General features: G+C 57.7%; 10 protein-coding genes. 4 read left to right on the top strand and 6 right to left on the bottom strand.

The window, feature by feature from the left end; genetic code table 11:
- Positions 1-11 precede the first annotated feature (11 nt).
- Both acnA and ABEB25_RS08335 read left to right on the top strand, forming a co-directional pair.
- Positions 12-2,816, top strand: a complete 2,805-nt coding sequence (acnA, locus tag ABEB25_RS08340; RefSeq protein WP_345735932.1) for an aconitate hydratase — start codon at positions 12-14, stop codon at positions 2,814-2,816.
- 276 nt (positions 2,817-3,092) lie between these two features.
- Positions 3,093-4,910 (top strand): peroxidase family protein, encoded by a 1,818-nt coding sequence (locus ABEB25_RS08335; RefSeq protein WP_345735931.1) that lies wholly within the window; start codon positions 3,093-3,095, stop codon positions 4,908-4,910.
- Positions 4,911-4,993: 83 nt separating this feature from the next.
- Here the strand turns inward: ABEB25_RS08335 and ABEB25_RS08330 are convergent, their stop codons facing one another.
- Genes ABEB25_RS08330 through ABEB25_RS08310 form a run of 5 tightly spaced genes read right to left on the bottom strand, consistent with a single transcriptional unit; the run spans position 4,994 to position 11,684 of the window.
- Positions 4,994-7,693: an exo-alpha-sialidase gene (locus ABEB25_RS08330; RefSeq protein ID WP_345735930.1), complete on the bottom strand. Its 2,700-nt coding sequence runs from the start codon at positions 7,691-7,693 to the stop codon at positions 4,994-4,996.
- 39 nt (positions 7,694-7,732) lie between these two features.
- Complete coding sequence (locus ABEB25_RS08325) at positions 7,733-8,455, bottom strand: HpcH/HpaI aldolase family protein (protein WP_345735929.1); 723 nt, start codon at positions 8,453-8,455, stop codon at positions 7,733-7,735.
- Positions 8,456-8,475: 20 nt separating this feature from the next.
- Positions 8,476-9,546 carry a phosphotransferase family protein gene (locus ABEB25_RS08320; RefSeq protein WP_345735928.1) on the bottom strand — a complete coding sequence of 357 codons (1,071 nt, stop codon included), beginning with the start codon at positions 9,544-9,546 and terminating at the stop codon, positions 8,476-8,478.
- On the bottom strand, positions 9,543-10,502 hold the full coding sequence (locus tag ABEB25_RS08315; RefSeq protein ID WP_345735927.1) for a bile acid:sodium symporter family protein: 960 nt from the start codon (positions 10,500-10,502) through the stop codon (positions 9,543-9,545). Before ABEB25_RS08315 ends, ABEB25_RS08320 begins: the two co-directional genes overlap by 4 nt.
- A gap of 12 nt (positions 10,503-10,514) precedes the next feature.
- Positions 10,515-11,684, bottom strand: a complete 1,170-nt coding sequence (locus tag ABEB25_RS08310) for a sialidase family protein (protein WP_345735926.1) — start codon at positions 11,682-11,684, stop codon at positions 10,515-10,517.
- 179 nt (positions 11,685-11,863) lie between these two features.
- On the opposite strand from ABEB25_RS08310, the gene gatB reads away from it, so the two are divergent.
- Positions 11,864-13,327: an Asp-tRNA(Asn)/Glu-tRNA(Gln) amidotransferase subunit GatB gene (gene gatB, locus ABEB25_RS08305; protein WP_345735925.1), complete on the top strand. Its 1,464-nt coding sequence runs from the start codon at positions 11,864-11,866 to the stop codon at positions 13,325-13,327.
- Positions 13,328-13,407: 80 nt separating this feature from the next.
- Here gatB and ABEB25_RS08300 read toward each other — a convergent pair whose 3' ends face one another.
- Complete coding sequence (locus tag ABEB25_RS08300; protein WP_345735924.1) at positions 13,408-18,588, bottom strand: ELWxxDGT repeat protein; 5,181 nt, start codon at positions 18,586-18,588, stop codon at positions 13,408-13,410.
- A 179-nt stretch (positions 18,589-18,767) separates the two neighbouring features.
- On the opposite strand from ABEB25_RS08300, the gene leuB reads away from it, so the two are divergent.
- Positions 18,768-19,874, top strand: a complete 1,107-nt coding sequence (leuB, locus tag ABEB25_RS08295; protein WP_345735923.1) for a 3-isopropylmalate dehydrogenase — start codon at positions 18,768-18,770, stop codon at positions 19,872-19,874.
- Positions 19,875-19,881 lie beyond the last annotated feature (7 nt).

The following is a 19,881-nucleotide window of genomic DNA, read 5'->3' as shown; positions in this document are numbered from 1 at the left end:
ATCTTCACCCGATGAACACCCTCAGTACTTTCACCACCGGAACCGGCTCCACAGGCAAATATCATTCTCTGCCCGAACTCGAAAAACAGGGTGTGGGCCCCGTTTCGAAACTGCCGATTTCCATCCGCATCGTGCTGGAGTCCCTGCTGCGCAATCTGGACGGTAAGAAGGTGACTGAGAAGGATGTCACAAATTTGGCCAACTGGAATGCCAAGAACCCAGGTGACTATGAGATCCCATTCACCGTGGCTCGCATCGTCCTTCAGGACTTCACGGGCGTGCCTCTTTTGGTGGACCTCGCTGCCATGCGCAGTGCCGTGGCGAAGATGGGCAAGAACACGAAGATGATCGAGCCCCTGGTACCGGTGGATCTCGTGGTGGACCACAGCGTGCAGGTGGACTTTGCCGGCACCCAGGCGGCGCTGAATCAGAACCTGGCCCTTGAGTTTGAGCGTAACCGCGAGCGTTATGAATTCCTGAAATGGGGTGAGCAGGCTTTCGATACTTTCAAGGTGGTGCCTCCTGGCATCGGCATCGTCCACCAGGTGAACCTGGAGTACTTAGCCAAGGGTGTTTTGGAAAAAGATGGCGTGTTTTATCCTGATACACTCGTCGGCACAGACAGCCACACGACCATGATCAACGGCCTGGGCGTGGTGGCCTGGGGTGTGGGCGGCATCGAGGCGGAAGCCGGGATGCTGGGCCAGCCGGTGACCTTCCTGGTGCCTGAAGTGGTGGGTGTTTACCTCACGGGCAGCCTGCGTGAAGGCGTGACCGCGACGGATCTGGCCCTGCATTGCACCCAGATGCTGCGCAAGCACGGTGTGGTGGGCAAGTTCGTCGAATTTTATGGCCCAGGTGCTGAAAGCTTGCCGCTGCCAGACCGCGCGACGATCGCCAACATGGCTCCTGAATATGGTGCCACGATGGGCTTCTTCCCGGTGGATGAAGAGTGCGTTAATTACCTGCGTGGTACAGGCCGCACGGAAGAGCTTTGCACGACCTTCAAAAACTACTACACCGCTCAGGGCATGTTCGGCATCCCGAAAAAGGGCGAGGTGGAATTCACCAGCGAACTGACCCTCGACTTGGGCGACATCCAGCCTTCCGTGGCTGGGCCAAAACGCCCGCAGGATCGCATCACCGTGGAGGCTCTCAAGAGCACCTGGAATGACATTCTGACCAAACCAACGCCTCAGGGCTATGGCAAGATCCCTGAACTGGCTGTCGGCGAAGCTCCTGAAGTTCCTGCCACGCTGGACTCCATCCCTGACAACCAGGATTCGGTTTCTAGCGCTTTTGGTGCTCAGGAAGGCGTGGTCACGGAGAGCAGCGACCAAGCTGCCTATCCTCTGTATGAAGTGAGCGTGGACAGCAAAGGTGGTGAAAAAGACGTCATCACCCACGGCAGCGTCCTCATCGCCGCCATCACCAGCTGCACGAACACCAGCAACCCAAGCGTCATGCTGGCCGCCGGTCTCCTGGCCCAGAAAGCCAATGCCAAAGGCCTGACTGTGAAACCAGCGGTGAAAACCAGCCTCGGACCAGGCAGCCGCGTGGTGACAGATTACCTGAACAAAACCGGCCTCCAGGTCGAGCTCGACAAGCTGGGCTTCCAGACCGTCGGTTACGGTTGCACCACTTGCATCGGCAATTCCGGTCCTCTGGATGCAGGCATCGAAGATGTGGTGAAGGCGGAAGACATCGTCGCTGCCAGCGTGCTTTCTGGGAACCGCAACTTTGAAGCGCGTGTGCACCAGAGCATCAAGGCGAACTTCCTCATGAGCCCTCCGCTCGTGGTGGCCTACGCCATTGCAGGCACGGTGGACATTGACCTGAGCAAGGACGAAATCGTTCCTGGCACAGGCATTTACCTCAAGGACATCTGGCCTTCCCTTCAGGAGATCCAGGACGCCCTCAAATCCGCCCTTTCTCCAGACGTCTTCCGCGCTCTCTACACGGACTTTGCCAGCCAGAATCCGAAGTGGAATGAGATCCCCGCTTCCACCGGTCTGGTCTATGGCTGGGACGAGAAGAGCACCTACATCCAGCATCCTCCGTTCTTTGAGGACTTCAGCATGGAGCCGAATGACATCCACGAGATCGTCAATGCACGGCCTCTGGGCATCTTCGGTGACAGCGTCACGACGGACCACATCAGCCCTGCCGGTGCCATCAAGAAGACCAGCCCTGCGGGGCGTTTCCTCGGCGAAAACGGGGTGGCGCAGAGTGACTTCAACAGCTACGGCAGCCGCCGTGGCAATGACCGGGTGATGACCCGCGGTACCTTCGCCAACGTGCGCATCAAGAACCTCATGCTCGGCGGCAAGGAAGGTGGAGACACCCTGCTCCAGCCAGCGGGCACAGAGATGAGCATCTACGATGCTGCCATCGCCTACATGGCAGCAGGTACGCCTAGCATCATCATCGGTGGTGAAGATTACGGCATGGGCAGCAGCCGCGACTGGGCCGCCAAGGGAACTCGTCTCCTCGGTGTCAAAGCCGTGATCACGAAGTCCTTCGAGCGTATCCACCGCAGCAACCTGGTGGGCATGGGTGTCCTGCCGTGCAACTTCAAGGACAAGGCTGACTACGACAAGGTGAAGGATCTGGCCGATGCCACCTTCAGCATCCTGGGCATCTCCAATGAGACCAAACCCCAGAGCGAGGCCACCCTGCGTGTGACCAAGGCCGATGGCAGCAGCTTCGATATCCCTCTTGTGGTGCGCATTGATACCCCTGTGGAAATTGATTACTACCGCGCTGGCGGCATCCTGCCGTATGTGCTCGCTCAGATCCTGCGTGCGAATGCCTAACCATTGAAGTGCAGATTTAGAGTCTGCCATCTCTTAAAACCCCACGGTCTTCGGGCAGTGGGGTTTTTTGTGTCGAGAAGGTGTGTTTAAGCCGACCTTGGAGTGAGGCGAAAGAGGAGCGCCCAACGTGTGGAGGTCCCTTTTTAATCCACATTTACCGTTCCTTCACAATAAACCCGGTTGGCTGACACATAGTCTTAACATGGGGGTGGTCTGTTACTGGTGTGATGACGCTGGTCCGACTGGCGGCACACGGCCAAACCAACAAATCAGACCATGAAACCGAACTCCAATCCCCGTCGCTTTCTCCGCACTACGGCCACGCTTGCGCTGCTGAGTGTGGCAGGTGTCTCCCTCGCCCAGCAAGGACCGCCACCCAAACCTGGCGTGGGCACTCCCCCGCAAGGCCGTTCGGGTGATCCGGCTCCCATTCCGCGTGCAGACCCGGGCAAGCCGCCACAAGGGAACCCGCCACAGCAACCTCCCGCAGGCAAGCCGCAGCCGCCAAAGAATCCAGGGGTTCCACGTCCCACCGCTCTGCCTGAGTCCTTTACGCTGCCTGAGGAGTTTCGCACAGCGGATGGTTCGGCGAACAACGTGGCCAACGCTGAGTGGGGCACGCCTAACAAACCGTTTCGTCGCCTGGTGCCTGCGGATTATGCGGATGGTGTGGAAGCCCCTTCGGGTACGTCTCGCCCTAGCGCCCGCGTGGTGAGCAATGCCGTCGCAGCCCAGACCGCACTGCGGCCAAACCGCCGTGGTGCCAGTGATTTTCTCTGGCAGTGGGGCCAGTTTCTGGACCATGACCTGGATGAAACGCCCACCGCCACCCCGGCTGAGGCGTTCCCGATCACAGTGCCGACAGGTGATGCCCAGTTCGATCCCACAAGCACAGGCACAGTGACGATGGGACTGAGCCGCAGTGCTTATGAAATGATCGATGGAGTTCGCCAACAGAAGAGCGCCCTCACCGCTTGGATTGATGCCTCCCAGGTGTATGGATCCGATGCCACGCGTGCGGCTGCTTTGCGGGCCAATGATGGTACGGGCCGTCTCAAAGTGAGCACGAGTGCTCATGGCGACCTGCTGCCCTTTAATACCGATAATCTGCCCAATGTCCCGCTAGGGCCATCCTTTTTTGTCACAGGAGACGTGCGCGTGAATGAGCAGGTCGGCTTGATCGCCATCCACACCTTGTTTCTACGTGAGCACAACTGGTGGGCTGACCTTTATCGCGGATCGAACCCTGAAGCTGCCGATGAGGAGATCTACCAGTTTGCCCGTATGATCGTGGCCGCAGAGATGCAGGCCATCACCTATCGTGAATTTTTGCCCATCTTGTTAGGTCCTGCTGCGCTGAAGCCTTATCGGGGTTACAAGACGAATGTAGATCCGACGATCAGCAATGAGTTTGCGACAGCGGCTTATCGCCTGGGTCATAGCTTGCTGTCTCCCACGCTGCTGCGCATTGATGCACAAGGGCAAGAAATTGCCGCAGGCAGCCTCAGCCTTGCAGGTTCCTTCTTCCAGCCTCAGGAAATCAGCAACGAAGGCATTGACGTAATCCTGCGTGGCATGGCCTCCCAACGTGCTCAGGAGCTGGATGAAATGGTGATTGATGACGTGCGAAACTTCTTGTTCGGCGCACCTGGGGCCGGCGGATTGGACCTCGCCTCCCTCAATATTCAGCGTGGTCGTGACCATGGGCTGCCAGCTTTGGCGGCGACTCGTCAAGCGCTGGGTCTGAAGCCGATCCTGAAGTTCGCTGACGTGAATAAAAGCCCCGAGGTCGCGGCGAAGTTGGATGCAGCTTACGAAAGCCCAGCGGACATTGATCTCTGGATCGGCGGCCTGGCTGAAGCTGATGTGCCAGGGGCCATGGTGGGGCCTACCTTTCATAAGATTCTGGCGGATCAATTCACCCGCCTGCGGGATGGAGATCGTTTTTGGTATCAGGCTTATCTGCCCCGTGAAATGGTGCGCTTGGTCGAACAGCAGACACTGAGCGTGATCATCCGGCGCAATACTGAAATCCGTGCTGAAGTGGGCCCCAAGGCCTTCCTTGCCCCTCCTCCGAAGAAGGTGAAAAAGTGAGGTCAGTATAAACGACTGAAAATAAAAAGAGGAGCGTGGTGACACGCTCCTCTTTGATTTTTAGGTATTGAGTTTTTTTAGAGTTACGGTGTTTGGCTGGTCCAGAAGGAATACAGGCTACCTTGCTTGAGGTGAAAGCGGAACTTCAGCGGCTGACCACGCACTGCATCCACGGAGTCGGCCCCTTTCCAGGCAACGGTCTGTTGGGTCGCATCCGCTTTCAAAGGGACGCAATTTTCTTTGGTGTAGGGGGCGATGACCTCGCCCTTTTCATCCAGGACCTCGACTCTCAATTCACCCTTGGCTGTCGAGGCATTGACCCGCAAATGACGACCATTGAAGGCGACCGTTTCAGTGGTGAGGCTGCCTTCTTTTTCACCGGCATCCATGGATGCAAAACCATCGCGACGGAGCACGGCCATGCCGACGGCCGCACCTGTGTACATGCCGCGTTTGCCATTCGGGGCGATGCCTGAGTAACCTGTGTAGGGGAACCAAATCTCATCTTCTTTGACAATGCAGACCCCCGTGGTGCCATGGATGTAGGCGCGATCCCAGTCACCCTCTTTTCGGGTGGCCGCGATGAAAGGCTGGCGGTCAGGGCGGTCCCAGTGGAAACCATCACGGCTGAAGCCGAGTTTGATTTCCGTAATTTTGGGGAATTTGCCATCGTCACATAGTTTGTTATCCGGGCCGAGGTGAATGTAGAACTCACCCAGCATCAGGCTTTCGTAGGCGGTGGCATTGAGGCTGTAGAGCTGGGCCGGATCGCCGATCTTTGGATCGGGTTCATCCAGCTTATCGGCATTGCACCAAAAAACGGATTTACTCCAGTCGGCCCCTTTGATGAAGTCCGTGTTTTCAGCATACCAGCGGTTGCGCCCATGTTCGCCGCCCTGCTTGATGCTGTAGCACCAGACCTTACGGAAAGGATTGTAAAAGAAGGAACAGTAATCGCCTGCTTTGCCAGTCGCTACGCCTTGAGACCAGACTTTGCCATCGGGAGAAGTTTGCAGAGTATGGCTCACGGGCAATGGTCGGCGGTCGGTCATCATCTTTACCCGCTGCATGGGGTCCTTGGCATTCACGTCTAGCCACACGCTGTTATCACCGCCTGCCCATTCGGGCCCTGGAGGCAGCAGGAGATTGCCACCGATGGTCCCGACGTTTGGCCGCTTCCAGTTGAGCAAGTCCTTACTTGTGGCGAGGGCCAGCCCACCGCGCCAGCCGGCGGTGTAGAACATCTTGTAGAGATCTTCTTTCGGATCAAAAAACACGCCGCCATGACCCAAGTAGCAGACGGCCTGCTCGTCACCTTCGATCTTCACGGGATCCAGCTCATATTTCGTCTCGGGTTTAAAAACGGGATTCTTTTCGTGTTTGCGTGCCTGGTGAAAGGTGCGCTTGAGGTCGGTGCTTTCGATGAGGAAATCGTCCACGAAGAGCTGCCTGCCCTTATCAATCGGGATGATCTTGGGCTTGGCTTTCAAGTAAGGCACGGGCATGGGCTCGTAGCTTTTCGCGTCAAGATCACGCGGTGGCCACTCGCCAGGAAGCTGGATGCCATTGTAAAGGCGTTCGCCGATCTCAGCCCCACGTGCCTTGCTGACCAGCATCTTGGTCTGCGAACTGGGCGTCACCAATTTGCCTGCCAAGATATCGGCCTCAGTGACCCGGTGCATGATGATTTCCCGTTCTTTGGCGCGTTCACGATCATGGATGATGTTGATGATGCCATCGGGGGATTGAAAACCATCGGGATAAGACACCCCATTGCGTTCATCGAGAATCAGGCCGCCATTCCAGGTCTTACCGTCATCTTCGGAGATAAATGCCGTCATGTGGCTGCGGCCTTTGATACGCTTGTCCAGCGGGCCATTTTTGACGAGGACCAGATTCCCGGAAGCAAGACGACGAATGAAAAAGCGGGCGCTGACATTTTGAATCACGGAAGGTTTGGCCTCACTCCAGGTGCGGCCTTGATCGCTGGAGAAGCTTTCTGAGATGCCTTGTTTGGTGCGGGCTAGCAGCCACAGACGACCATCTTTGAGTTCGACCACCATGTGTTCATCGAAATCTGTTTCGGGTACCATGACACCCCCGCGTCGCGTCCAGGTGGTGCCTTTATCTGTCGAAACAAACAGGTTGGCCATGCGCACTTCATCGAGATCGGCATAACCTGTCTCTCGAAGTTCTGGGACGCCGATACGGTCGCGCGTCCAGAGGGAGATGGGCAGCAGCCACTCACCGTTGCTAAGCACGGTGGGTTTGTTCAGCGTCATGCCATGCCAGATGCGGCGCGGTTCAGACCACACGGGTTTGTCATCATCTGGATTGTCGCAGGTGATGGCCCAGAGCCCGGCACGGCCATCGAACATCGAAAGAGACTGATCATAAAAAAGCCACAGACGGCCTGTGGGATCTGTCCAAAAATTACCCACCAGCACGCTCACTTCCAACCCTGTGGGGGCATCTGGCACATCAATGACTAGGCGTGGTTTAGACCAAGTCTTGCCTTCGTCGTCACTGCTTGCCGCGACGAAGTAGGCACGCGGGCTATCTCCCCCTGCGACCCAGGCGGCCCAGATGCGGCCTTTGGGCGTGCGATCCATGCCGATGACCATGGCGTAGTCGCGTTGTTCATCGGAATATTCGGGGCCGGGATCGGTATTGATGACCGCAGGTTTTAGCGGCAACTCCAAGATGGATTGGGGCAGGGGGGCATCGTTTTGAGCCAGGGCTGATAATGACAGCCAGGATAGGAGGGCTAGGCAGAGCTTCATAGGAGATGAGGAGGAAGAGTGTGGTTGATGGATAATTGGTTAGGATTTCGCGGCTTGCATATGGCCTAGGAATCCTGCTCGCAGGAGGGACAGATCGGAATCAATGGCCAACCAGGTGAAGCCGATGGTGCGCATTTTATCGAGGTCCTGAGCATGGCGAATGAGGATGCCGCTGGCCTTGCCTGACTGCTTGGCTGCATGGGCCACGGCGTGGAGGCAGTCATCGTATGGGATCTTGCTCTGGCGCACTTTCATGTCATGCCCGAGGTCGGCTGGCCCAACGAATAAGGCGTCAATGCCGTCCACGGCTGCGATGGCCGCTGCCTGTTCGACTCCCTGCAGGGTCTCGATCTGCGCTAGGATGATGGGGCTGGGGGGGGCATCTCCTGGCGGATTCAAACCATAGTCGTAAGTGCGAACGGTGCGTGAAAAGCCACGGTGACCCCGTGGGGCATAGTGCGCAGCTTTCACGATGGCTTCGGCCTCGGCGGCGGTGTTGACATGGGGGACCATGATGCCGTGCGCGCCCCAGTCGAGAACGCGGGCGATGAGGTCTGAATGAGGGGCCCCCACACGCACGATGCCCTGGGTGGAGCTGCCGCGTAGAGCACGGAGTTGGTTAGGAATGGCAGCTTCAGATTCGCAGCCATGCTCTAGGTCTAGCAAGACCCAGTCAAAACCGCAGGCAGCGGCCAACTCTGCAATGACTGGGGAACCAATGGAAAGCCAGGTGCCGATGTGAGGGGGCGAAGGAGGACTCATAAGAAAGGAAAAGGGATCTGCTAAAGTGTGGCTAGAGCTGCGTCGGTTCGTAGCCCCTGGAGCGCAGCTTGAAGCCGGGCCTGAGTGAGGCGGCGTAGGTCTGCACCCGTGCTGCCGGAACCGATGAGGAAAAAGCCGTCGTTACGGTCAAAGTAACCCGCTCCCACACGAATGACGGCTTTCACGATCATGTTGCGCAGTAGATGCAGCCAGAAGCGCCGACGATACTCTTGGGGGAGCGGTTTGAGTCGTTGATAACCGGCCAGAGCTTGCGCGATCACGGGGCCATCATAGAAGCAGCCGAGCAAAGACAGGTCATCCATGGGATCTCCTGAAATGGAGTCGTCCCAATCAATGAAGGCGACGATTTCATCCTTCTTGCCGAGGATGTTCCAAAGAGCAAGATCCTTGTGGACTAGACAGCCGCACTTCAGCTTGAGCAGTGGGTCATGGATCTTGATTTCCTGGCGAATTTCATCGGCCTCGGTCTGGGTGAGAAACTGGTGCTGGGTGAGGAAATCCAGATGGCGGTCGAGGTGCAGATGAAAGTAATCGGCATAACTGGCATGAAAGCCTGTTAAACCTTGACCTCCTGATTGAAAGGGACCGAAACCGTCCACCGGAACGTCTTGCCAGCGGGCCACGGCAGCGCCGATTTCATGAGCCATGCGGGGCAGGTCCAGCTCTCCCCGTTTATGCCAATCGTTGAGGTCTGGAAAACGCACCATCTCCATGAGCTGCCAAGCAAAAGGTACGTCACGGCGGCTGGCATCCACGCCCAGAATCCTTGGCGTGCGAACGCCCAGGGCCCGCACCGCTTCTTGCACGCGGGATTCGGTCTTGATGTAATCATCCTGCTCCGGCCCATCTTCAATCCGCACAAACACATCTTGCTCGCCAATGTGGGCGATGAAGGTGCGGTGATTGCCCTGTCCGCCGCCCTCTTTTAAATCAATGGTTAGGCCAGGATTTCGCTTTTTGAGGAGGGTGAGAACCTGAGGATGAAGATCAGCCGCTGAGGTCTGCATCTCGGTGCCGTGGAAGGCTGCCGGGCGGTCGCATTTCCAGTAGTAGATGTGGCTGCGGCTCATGGGCAATTTTTATCGGAGACCTCTGTGGATGGCACAGGCCGGGCACGCCACCACGCGGCGAGGAGCGAGCCGATGAGGTTTTGCATCAGGGCGCTGAAGACGGCTGGCACGGCGGAAAGCGGTTCGGTGGTGAAGTGCTTTTTCGCCAGCATGGCGGCCATGCCTCCGTTTTGCATGCCGACCTCGATGGACACGGTGCGAGCGACGTCCTCGGAGTAGCCAAAGACTTTTGAAACCCCGTGGCCGAGGGCAAAGCCGATGAGGTGGAGCAAGGCTACAGCCAGGGTGAGCTTGCCCGCATTCGCGGCCATGGAATCGGCGCTCTGGGCGACGATGCCGCCCGTGATGAAGCAGATGGCGATCACGGAGACAACGGGGCCGAGCGTGGCCACTTTGGCAACTGTTTGAGGGAACCGCCAGTTGCACAGCACGCCGATGATGACTGGCACCACGACGGCCTGAAGGGTGGAAAGGCACAGGCCCCAGGCATCCACGGCCACATAGGTGCCAGCCAGCGTTTTGCACCAGAGCGGGGTCATGATGAAAGCCAACAGCGTGGAGGCTAAGGTGAGAATGACCGACAGGGCCACATTGGCGCGGGCCAGGTAGGTGATCATGTTGGAGGCGGTGCCACCAGGACAACTGGCGACGAGGATGAGGCCGATGGCAAAGCCAGGTTCCAACTCCATGGCCTTTGCAACGGCCCACCCTGCCAACGGCATGATGGTGTATTGAGCCGCAAAACCAAGCGCGACGCAGCCTGGCATCTTCAGCAGGCGGCGGAAGTCATCCACAGTCAGGGTAAAGCCCATGCCCAGCATGACGGTGGTCAGTGCCCAGGTGATCCATTGTCCAGAGAACCAGGAGAGGCTCTCGGGTTTTACAAAAGCCAAGGCGGCAAAGGCAAGCAGCCAGAGGGGATACAGGCCGGTGAAGCGGTTGAGAAGATTTTGCATCCGCAAAGATGGTTAGGGGATAGCGGGCAGTTTGGCGCTGTAATGCACGGCGCGGTGGCGATTGTCATCGTAGGCGAAGTGCAGCCACTTTTTATCGGCACTGACAAAACCGTCCGGATAGTTCAGCCGACCTTTGGGGCCATCGCTGGATTCTTTCACGAGCACGCGTTGGTAGGGCCAGGTCTTCATGCCGTCAAAGCTGATCCAGAGAGAAAGGGGACTGCGATGTTTGGGATTCGGGTTGTGCAGCATGGCCACGGCATCGCCGCCCAGGGGATAAAGGGTGGCTTTGCTGCCGGGGTTCGGAATATCCGTCTTGGTGGCAAACTCGGGCCATGTTTTGCCGCCATCCTTGGATTCAGCATAATAAAGTACACCGCCCAGGCGATCTCCCCGGATGATCATGGCGATGCGACCATCGCTAAGCTCCACGATGTTATTCTCGGCCCAGCCATGGTAGCGGTCATCGGTCGTCAGGCGCACATTGCCATGCTCGGTGTAGGTCTTGCCTCCATCATTGCTGATGAGGACACCGTTGCGGGGATTGCTGACGTAGTGGGTGAGGGCCTTGTGCCAGGGTTTTTCTTCAGCAGGGGGCGGTGGCACGTCTGCACCGGGGCCCACGTAATGCTGGAAGGGGATGAGGATGCGGCCATCACGTGTGGTGATGTGATTGCGCACGAAGGTGAAGTTGGCCAGACGGCCAGGAACCGGCTTCGGCTTCGACCACGTTTTGCAACTGTCGTCACTGTGCATCATCCAGGACTTCCAGTGGCGGCCCCACGTCTGCGAATGGGTGGAAAGGAAAGCCGTGCAGCGGTCCTCGCGGACCATCAATTCAGTGATGCACTGCCCAATGGTTTCTCCCGAGCGCGGCAGGCCTGTGTCCACTGGCTGCAAGGGGGACCACGTGCGGCCTTCGTCCTTGCTGAAGGTGATGCCAGTGTAGTTTTCAGGAGACGGCTCAAAGTCTCCTCCAGCCAGGATCATCAGACCCCAGGTGCCATCGGGCAGCAGGCGCAGGGTGGTGTCACAGACCATTTTGTTAGGCGTGACTCCGTCATATGGGATGCTGGTGCGATCCTGCTTGGCATCTTCAAGGGCTTGCTGGGACCAATCGGCAGCCTGGGAGTGAAGACCCCAGGCAAAAAGGGTGGTGAGGAGAAGTGGCAGCGTTTTCATTGGGTTGGTGAGGCATAAACGCGGCCATGGCGGACAATCCTGTGAAGGATGAAGGGAAGAATGTGTTATGTTAACATTTAGCAGCCTTGTTTTACCGCGTTTCCCCTGAAAATCTCCAGCGCTCATGCCGAAGCCCCACTTGCCAGCAGGGGAAAGGGATTCCAATGTCATGCCCTCCCATGCCCAAGTACACAGTCACCATCGGCCTTGAAGTTCACGCGCAATTGACCACGCAGAGCAAGATGTTCTGCGCCTGCCCGGTCATGGTGGGTGAAGAGCCGAATACGAATACCTGCCCCACCTGTTTGGGGCTGCCAGGGGCACTGCCCGTGCTGAATGAAGCCGCCATCGAAAAGACCATCCTCACAGGCATGATGCTGGGCTGCAGCACGCCGCCCGTGGTGAAGTGGGATCGCAAAAACTACTTCTACCCGGACATGCCAAAAAACTACCAGATCACGCAGAATGATCTGCCTCTGTGTCTGGGCGGCGGAATCCCGCTGTATGATCTGGCCTACCCGAAAGATGCGCAAAAGAGCATCGTCAATCCGGGCAAGTCCGTGAAGCTGACACGCATCCATTTGGAAGAAGATGTGGGCAAAAGTACCCACCATGATAAGTTCACCACCATTGACTTTAACCGTGCCGGCACGCCGCTGATGGAGATCGTGACGGAGCCAGACATTGACAGTGCGGAGGAGGCCTTTGCTTGCATCACCAGTCTGCGGCAGATCTTGATCTATGGGGGCGTCAGCGATGCCGACATGGAAAAAGGCAACATGCGCTGCGATGTGAACATCAGCATTCGTCCTGAAGGCCAGAAGGATTTAGGCACGAAAATCGAACTCAAAAACATCAACTCCATGTCGGCGGTGCGCCGCGCCATCAAGTATGAGGTGGATCGCCAGATCGGCGTGTTAGACAGTGGCGGGAAGCTGGAGCAAAGCACCTGGCGCTGGGACGATGATCGTGGTGAAACGATCTTCATGCGGGGCAAGGAAGATGCTCACGATTACCGTTACTTCCCTGATCCAGATCTGATCCCGCTGCGCACGGAAAGCATCGTCGATCGAGTGCGCCCGCAGGTTCCAGAATTGCCGCATGAAAAGCGTGCGCGGTTTGAATCCGACTACGGTTGCAGTGCCTATGATGCTGGAGTGCTGGCCAGTGACAAGGCCCTGGCCAGTTACTATGAAGCGGCCGTTTCTGCCGATCCCAAAGTGCCCGCGAAAAAGGTGGCGAACTGGGTGATCAATGACCTGCTGGGTCTGATGAAAGACAGCGAAGAAGGCATTGCCTCCTGCCCGGTCAAACCTGAAGCATTGAATGAGCTCGTGGCTGTGGTGGAGTCTGGCAAGATCAGCAACAATCAGGCGAAGGAAGTCTTTGCCGAGATGTTTACCACTGGTCAGAGTGCGGCACCCATCATCAAGGCCAAGGGCTTTGAGCAGGTGAGTGATACGGGGGCCCTAGAGGCGATTGTGGAGCAGATCCTGGCCGCGAATCCGGACAAGGTCGCCGAGGTGAAGGGGGGCAATGAAAAGGCCATGAACTGGTTCACCGGCCAGGCCATGAAGGCCAGCCAGGGCAAGGCAAACCCGAAGATTGTCACGGATATCGTGCGCAAGAAACTGCTGGATTAAGCGGCTTCTCCTGAAGACTCGAAAAACAAAACAGGCGTGAAGGGGAAACCCTCACGCCTGTTTGATTGATGGTTGCTCGATTATGGAAGGTTGGGCGTCAGCTCGATCTCACCGCTCAGGATGGGCACTGTGGTGGGGGTTTCGCTACCTTCTGGCTGCTCCGGCAGCAGGAAGAACCCGGCTCCGAATTTGTCACCCAGATGGTCTTTCACCATGATGCCCTGAAAGGTGACCCTGCGGATGAGGGGTTTGGTGAAGTTAGGACGAAGGTCCGCATCGGTGAGGGCAAAGCTGCCGGTGAAGAGGCCCGTGGCACCCGCGATGGAGGCCAACCTAGTTTGTCCGGAGGTTGCTGGAGTTGGCTGAGTGATCTTGTGGCTAGCTGCCAAGATGACGCTGGAATCCAGCCGTGCCATGGCATCCGCGGTGAGGAGACCTCCATATCGGAACTCAAGATCCAACGTCATCGGGGCAGGCAGGTCGAGGGTGAGGGCGGTACCCACCGGTTTCACATAAATGGAGCCCGTGGCTTCCAGGGCCACAGGATCTGTCACGGGTGTGCCGGTCATGCCAAAGCCTGCGACATAGGTGCGGGTCTTGGACTTCGGATCCGCCGGGCGCACCCATTCCACATCACCCGTGAGGGTGTTATCAGTGAGGTCTGCCGTGTTCACGGAGTCCACTGTCAAGCTGCCGAGGAGGGAGCCCTTCAGCGGGGTGTACATGGTCTGGAAGACAACGATTTTGCTGTCCACTCCCACAAAGGAAGCCCCGATGATTCTATCCCCATCCGCCGTGCGGCCTGCAAAGGTAAGCCGACCATCTTTAGCCACTGTGAAAGAGCCAAAGCTCCACCCTTGGGGAATGGTGGCAGCGGAGGCTTCACCCACCTGGCCCAGGTCCCCGAGTTCCATCCCAAAGGTGTAATAACCCACGTATTGAGCGGCAGCGAGTGCATCCACCCGGCGAGCTCCAGTGATGAGAGCCGTTTCACCCTGAACGGTCACCTTGCTATTGCTGGTGAGTAGACCTGTCACGGGATTGAGCTCCACCTGCAAAGTCACGGGATCCGGCACTGGCTTGCCTGTGCGTTTTACGAGGAGTTGGAACTCTGGCCGCGTGTTGGTTTCTGCGCGATAGACGTTCATGATGCCTTTGATCGGCAACTTGCTACCGCCTAGAGTCAGGCTACCGCTGAAGCTACCCGTCTTGGTGACCGTGAGATCCAGGCGACCCCCGAGGTGTCCGTTGATTTCACCGTTGTGCTCCACTGTGCCGGAGTAGATGCCTTCGACTCCTGCGGGAAAGAGCTCGATATTGATGGCGGGAACGACGGTGTAGTTGTCGCCACCGACTGTATTTTTGGCCGTGAGGATGGGGCTGTAGTTGCCATCCTTGGTGGGGCGGCCCGTAATTTCTCCTGTCTTGACATTCACCTTGAGGCCTGGAGGCAGACCCGTGGCCGAGTAAGTCAGGGCGGATTTGATTGGGTCTGGGTCAATCTTGATCTGGTGATAATAATCTCCTCCCACCACACCGTTTGGCATGTTCTGCGTGGTGAGAACATCCGGGGGCTCCCCGAAGACATTGAGTTGCGTCGTGCCGCCGATCTTGCTGCCCGCGGGATTGGAGACGCGGCAGGAGTATTCTGCTGTGTCGGAGGTGAGCAGGCCCTTGATGATCAGGGTCTTGGTGGTGGCTCCGCTGAAGCGGTCGTCATTGACGAGATCCGTCGGGGTGGGTTCTCCTAACCGCTGGCGCATCCACTGATAGGTGAGCTGGTTACCTGCGGCATTGACCTTCAGGGTGGCGACCTTGCCGATGCCAGCGACGAGAGTCGGCGGGACGACGTAGTCTTCCACCACTCCCAGTTCAGCCGGGTTGCTGATGGCGGTTAGAGGGCTACCCTTGACGAAGAGAGAGTAGGCACCTGCATCCTTCAGGGTGACGGCGCTGATGTTCAGCATGGTGCTGGTGGCCCCGGCCACGCTGGCAGATCCTCGCCTCCACTGGAGGGCCAGTGGGGCGGTGCCGATAGCGTTGGATTCAAAGCTGGCAGGCTCGCCCACATTCAGCATGAGGGGCAGGGGCTGAAGAGTGATTTCAGGGTCCTTGTTACCGGTGCCTTCAAGCTGGATGACGTAAGGCTTCGGTTCATTGTCATTGCTGGAGATGGACAGCGTGGCCCGGCGAATGCCACCTTCTTTGGGGGTAAAACGCACAGCCATCGTCGTGCTGGCATTGGCTGCCACAGAGATGGCTGCCTTGGGTGCCACCAGGGTGAATTCAGAGGCATTGACCCCCGTGATGACCGGCTTGATGGTATTCAAGCCGTTAACCCCGGTATTCTTCAGGGTGAAGGTCAGCGTTGTGTTCAGCTTGAAGTTAACGGCTGGGAAGGTGACCGTGCTACCAGAAGCGACGGCACTGTTGGCGGGCTGAAGTTCGACTTCCAGGTTGGAACCAACAAAGGAAAGCAACAGTTCATTGCCTGCTTCAGGCGTGGAGCCGGTGAACAGAACGCGGCCATCCAGGGCGGTGAACTCACCCGGGTTTGAGGAGGCCGATTGAGGGGCTAGGTCCTGCAGCATTCGGGTGCCCAGGGCGGTGCCGTCGGAGATCCAGACTTCGCGGCCATCCGTGCCATTGTTTGCGGAGAAAACCAGGATGCCATCCACATTGCGCATGTTCGTGATCTCGGGGCTGCCTGGGCCAGGGACGATGTCCTTCAGCAACAGGGTCCCGGCGGCTGTACCGTTGCTCACCCACAGTTCCCGGCCATTGGCGGCGGTATTGGCGGTGAAGAACAGTTTGCCGCCAGATTCGATGAGATTTTCCGGATCCGAGCTTTCAGTGCCGACAAAGATGTCCTTGACGATCTTGGTCGTAGCCAGGCTGCCCGTAGTGCGCCAAAGCTCGCGGCCTGTGTTGGAGATGCTGCCATCGGTGGCGACGAAAAACAGGGAAGTGCCGACTACCGTCAGATACTCTGGTGTGGAACTGCCGCTGTTTGGGTTGATGTCGATGCACTCGGTTGCTCCGCCGGCACCAATGACGCCATTGCTTTTCCAGAGCTCCGTCCCTCTGGTGCTATTTGCACCCACGAAGAAAAGTCTCTCATTGGTTCCGGTGCCAAAGACGAGCAATTCCTTAACATTGAGAGGACCGTCAGTGCTCGAATTAGAATCTTGAATGAAGTTGAAGGGGGCTGATTCCTTGCGTAGTCGAGTTTGTTGCAACTGTGCCCGAGAGACAAAAAACACGTCGTTTTTATATTTCACGAACTGTTCCGGGTTCGAAGAGAGGGTGTCGTCCACCAGATTGGCAATCATCACCGTGCCTGCTGGGGTGCCATCCGTACGCCAAGGTTCCCGGCCATTGCCCGCCGAGACGGCGGAGAAGTAGAGAACCCCCTCAATATCGGTGAGGAAGGTGGGATCGCTGGCTCCGCCGGTATTGATCTCCAGATCTCCGATGGTTTTGACAACCCGTGTTCCAGGACCTGTGCCGTCGGTGACCCAAAGTTCGCGATTGCTGCCAGTTGCATCGGCGGAGAAAAAGATCTGCTCGCCGGAAGGGGTGATGCTGGTGGGGGCGGAGTCCAGTGGCGGCGGATTTGGGGTTTCTGCTTCAGGCCGGATATTGGCCACCAGGCTGGTGCCACCCTGGGTGCCATCGGATTTCCACAGCTCCTGGCCGGACAGGCCGTCGGTGGCTGAAAAGTAAACCATGCCTGTGCCGTCTGCCGCGAGGCCTGTGGCAAAAGAGCCGGCATTGCCTAACTGGAAGTCCTTCACGAGGGTGGTGCCTGCGGCATTCACGCCATTGGTGACCCAGAGTTGGGAGCCATTGACGAGGAAGTAAAGGTTGCTGCCGATCTGGACGAAATTTGAGGCCGTGTCGCCTGCGGCAAACTGCTTCACCAGGGTTTCAGCACCTGTCGCAATAGCAGAGTAAAGTCCCATGGCGTTGTCACCATTGACGGCGGTGAACATCAGCTTGCTGCTGAAGATGTTAAAGTTGGTGGGGTTCGAGCTGCCAGCGCCCGGATTGATGTTGGTAACACGTGTGGTGCCTGCGGCACCGGGGATGCCGTTGCTGCGCCACAGCTCCACGCCCTGACCTTCATTGGCCGTAAAAAAGAGCGTGTTGCCGAGGACGATCAAATTATTGACGCCGGAACTGTTGACGCCATCCACAATGTCTCGGACAATTTCGGTGACTTCAGTGGTTGGGTTAGTCCTCCACAGTTCGCGGCCCGTTACGTTGATCTGGTTGGCGGCAAAGTAGAGGAATTCAGTTCCTCCCACGGTCATCGCCTTCAGTGACCGGGGGGCTGAGCTTTCTGAGCCTGGCACAATGTCCCGGACCACTTTTGTGCCGTTAATGGTGGCAGATCCATCCGTTCGGCGAAGCTCGATGCCTTCAGGCCCATCTCCCACAAAGTAGAGAAAGGTGCCGGTTTGCGGACTGGTGATCGAAGTGATTTCTGCCTGAAACCCTGGAGTGTTTTGATCAATCGGCGTGCTGTCAGCCGGGAAGGAGGACTCGATGCCGATCTGGATATCCTGGTAGATGGAGGTCTGGAAAGCACTGTTCATTTTCCACAACTCACGACCCAAGGAGCCGTTGTTGGCGGTGAAATAGAGCGTGCTATTGTTGGCATTGAAAAAATGATCCACATCCGAATTCAGTGGTGAACCGGTGATGTCGAGATTCCGGACGGTGCCCTCCGCCGTGCCGTCGGACATCCAGATTTCACTTCCCGTGGTGTCATAACCGCGGAAGATCAGTCGCCCATTGAAAGCATTGAGACGATCCACACGGCGAATGCCGGGCTGCCCAGAGCTATCAAACAGCTTCAGGCGCGTGGTCCCGGCAAATTCACCATTGGTCACCCAGAGGCCGGTTTTGTTGTCAGCCTCCTGGGCTGTGAAAAAGACCCGGTTGCCAACGGCGGTCAGGTCGCGCGGCTCAGAACCAGCCGTTCCCGGGAGGATGTCACGGACTTGGCGGGTGCCCAGTGCGGTGCCGTCACTGCGCCAAAGTTCGGATCCGCTCAGGGGATCATCGATGCCGATCAGCAGAATTTCGCCCGATCCCGTGTTGACCTTCACCATCGTTTTTCGCGAGGTGTTGGTCGCTGGAGGCTGGGTGTTTATGTCAATCACCTCCGCCTCAGAACTCTGGGCCATCCCGGACAGGGTGGCTACCCAGAGGAAGGCGGCAGTGGGGAAAAGGGCTGAAAAGGGATTTTTCATGATTGTAAAGACAGGGTATTGACACCCCCAGCAGAAGGCAATGCTAAAATGCGCGACCTTTTGGAAGGCGAAAATAAGGTTGTTGTAGGAATCAGACTGATTCTGAGGCGCAATTACTCAACCTAATTCTCCGCCCTTGCCCGGGACCGCATCTTCGTCCATAAACCCGGCCCTATTTTATGAGTCGCACGTACAAACTCGCAGTCCTCCCCGGAGATGGCATCGGCCCTGAAGTCATGGCCGAGGCGATCCAAGTCCTCGACACCCTGGCCGCCCGGTCGGATTTCGCTTTCGAATACAATCACCAGCTCGTCGGGGGTGCCGCCATTGATGCTGTGGGGAAGGCCCTGCCTGCGGAAACCGTGACTGCCTGCGAGGCGAGCGACGCGATCCTTTTCGGCTCGGTCGGTGGCCCTAAGTGGGAAAAACTGCCTCCCAATGAGCAGCCAGAGCGCGGTGCCCTGCTGCCACTGCGCAAGCATTTCGGCCTTTTTGCCAACCTGCGTCCCGGCCTCTGCTACCCGGCTCTGACGGCTTCTTCCCCCATCCGCCCAGACCTGGTGGAAGGCGGATTTGACGTGCTTTGCGTTCGCGAACTCACGGGGGGGCTGTATTTCGGCCAGCCCAAAAGCCGCACCACCCTGCCCGATGGCGACATCGAAGTCATCGACACCATGGTGTATAAAAAGAGCGAGATCGAGCGCATCGGCCATGTGGCCTTCAAGGCCGCGCAACTTCGCCGCAAGCATGTGACCTCCGTGGACAAGGCCAACGTGCTGACCAACAGCGTGCTTTGGAGAGAAACGATGCTGGAAGTGGCGAAGCAGTACCCGGATGTCACCCTGGCGCACCTCTATGTGGACAATGCAGCCATGCAGCTCATCAAGGCTCCGCGCAGCTTTGACGTCATGGTCACAGAAAACCTTTTCGGCGACATCCTCAGTGATGAGATGGCGATGATCTGCGGCAGCCTGGGTATGCTGGCCAGTGCCAGTCTTGGCAAACCCAAGGGGGATGGCCTGTACTTCGGCCTCTTTGAACCAAGCGGCGGCACCGCCCCGGACATCGCTGGCATGGGTATCGCCAATCCGATTGCGCAGATCCTTTCGGCGGCACTGCTGCTGCGCTTCTCACTCGGTCTCGAAGAGCAGGCGGTCGCGATTGAAAACGCGGTACGTAAAGTCATCGAGGATGGACTGCGCACGGGTGACATCTTCACAGGCGTGGAAGGCACCCGGAAGGTGGGCACCCGCGAGATGGGCAATGCCATCGTCGCCGCTCTCTGAGTTGCGA

It is taken from the genome of Prosthecobacter algae, from assembly GCF_039542385.1.
GTDB classification, from domain to species: domain Bacteria; phylum Verrucomicrobiota; class Verrucomicrobiia; order Verrucomicrobiales; family Verrucomicrobiaceae; genus Prosthecobacter; species Prosthecobacter algae.
Note: the sequence above shows the minus strand (reverse complement) of the source record. Positions and strands in the feature narration are given on the sequence as shown.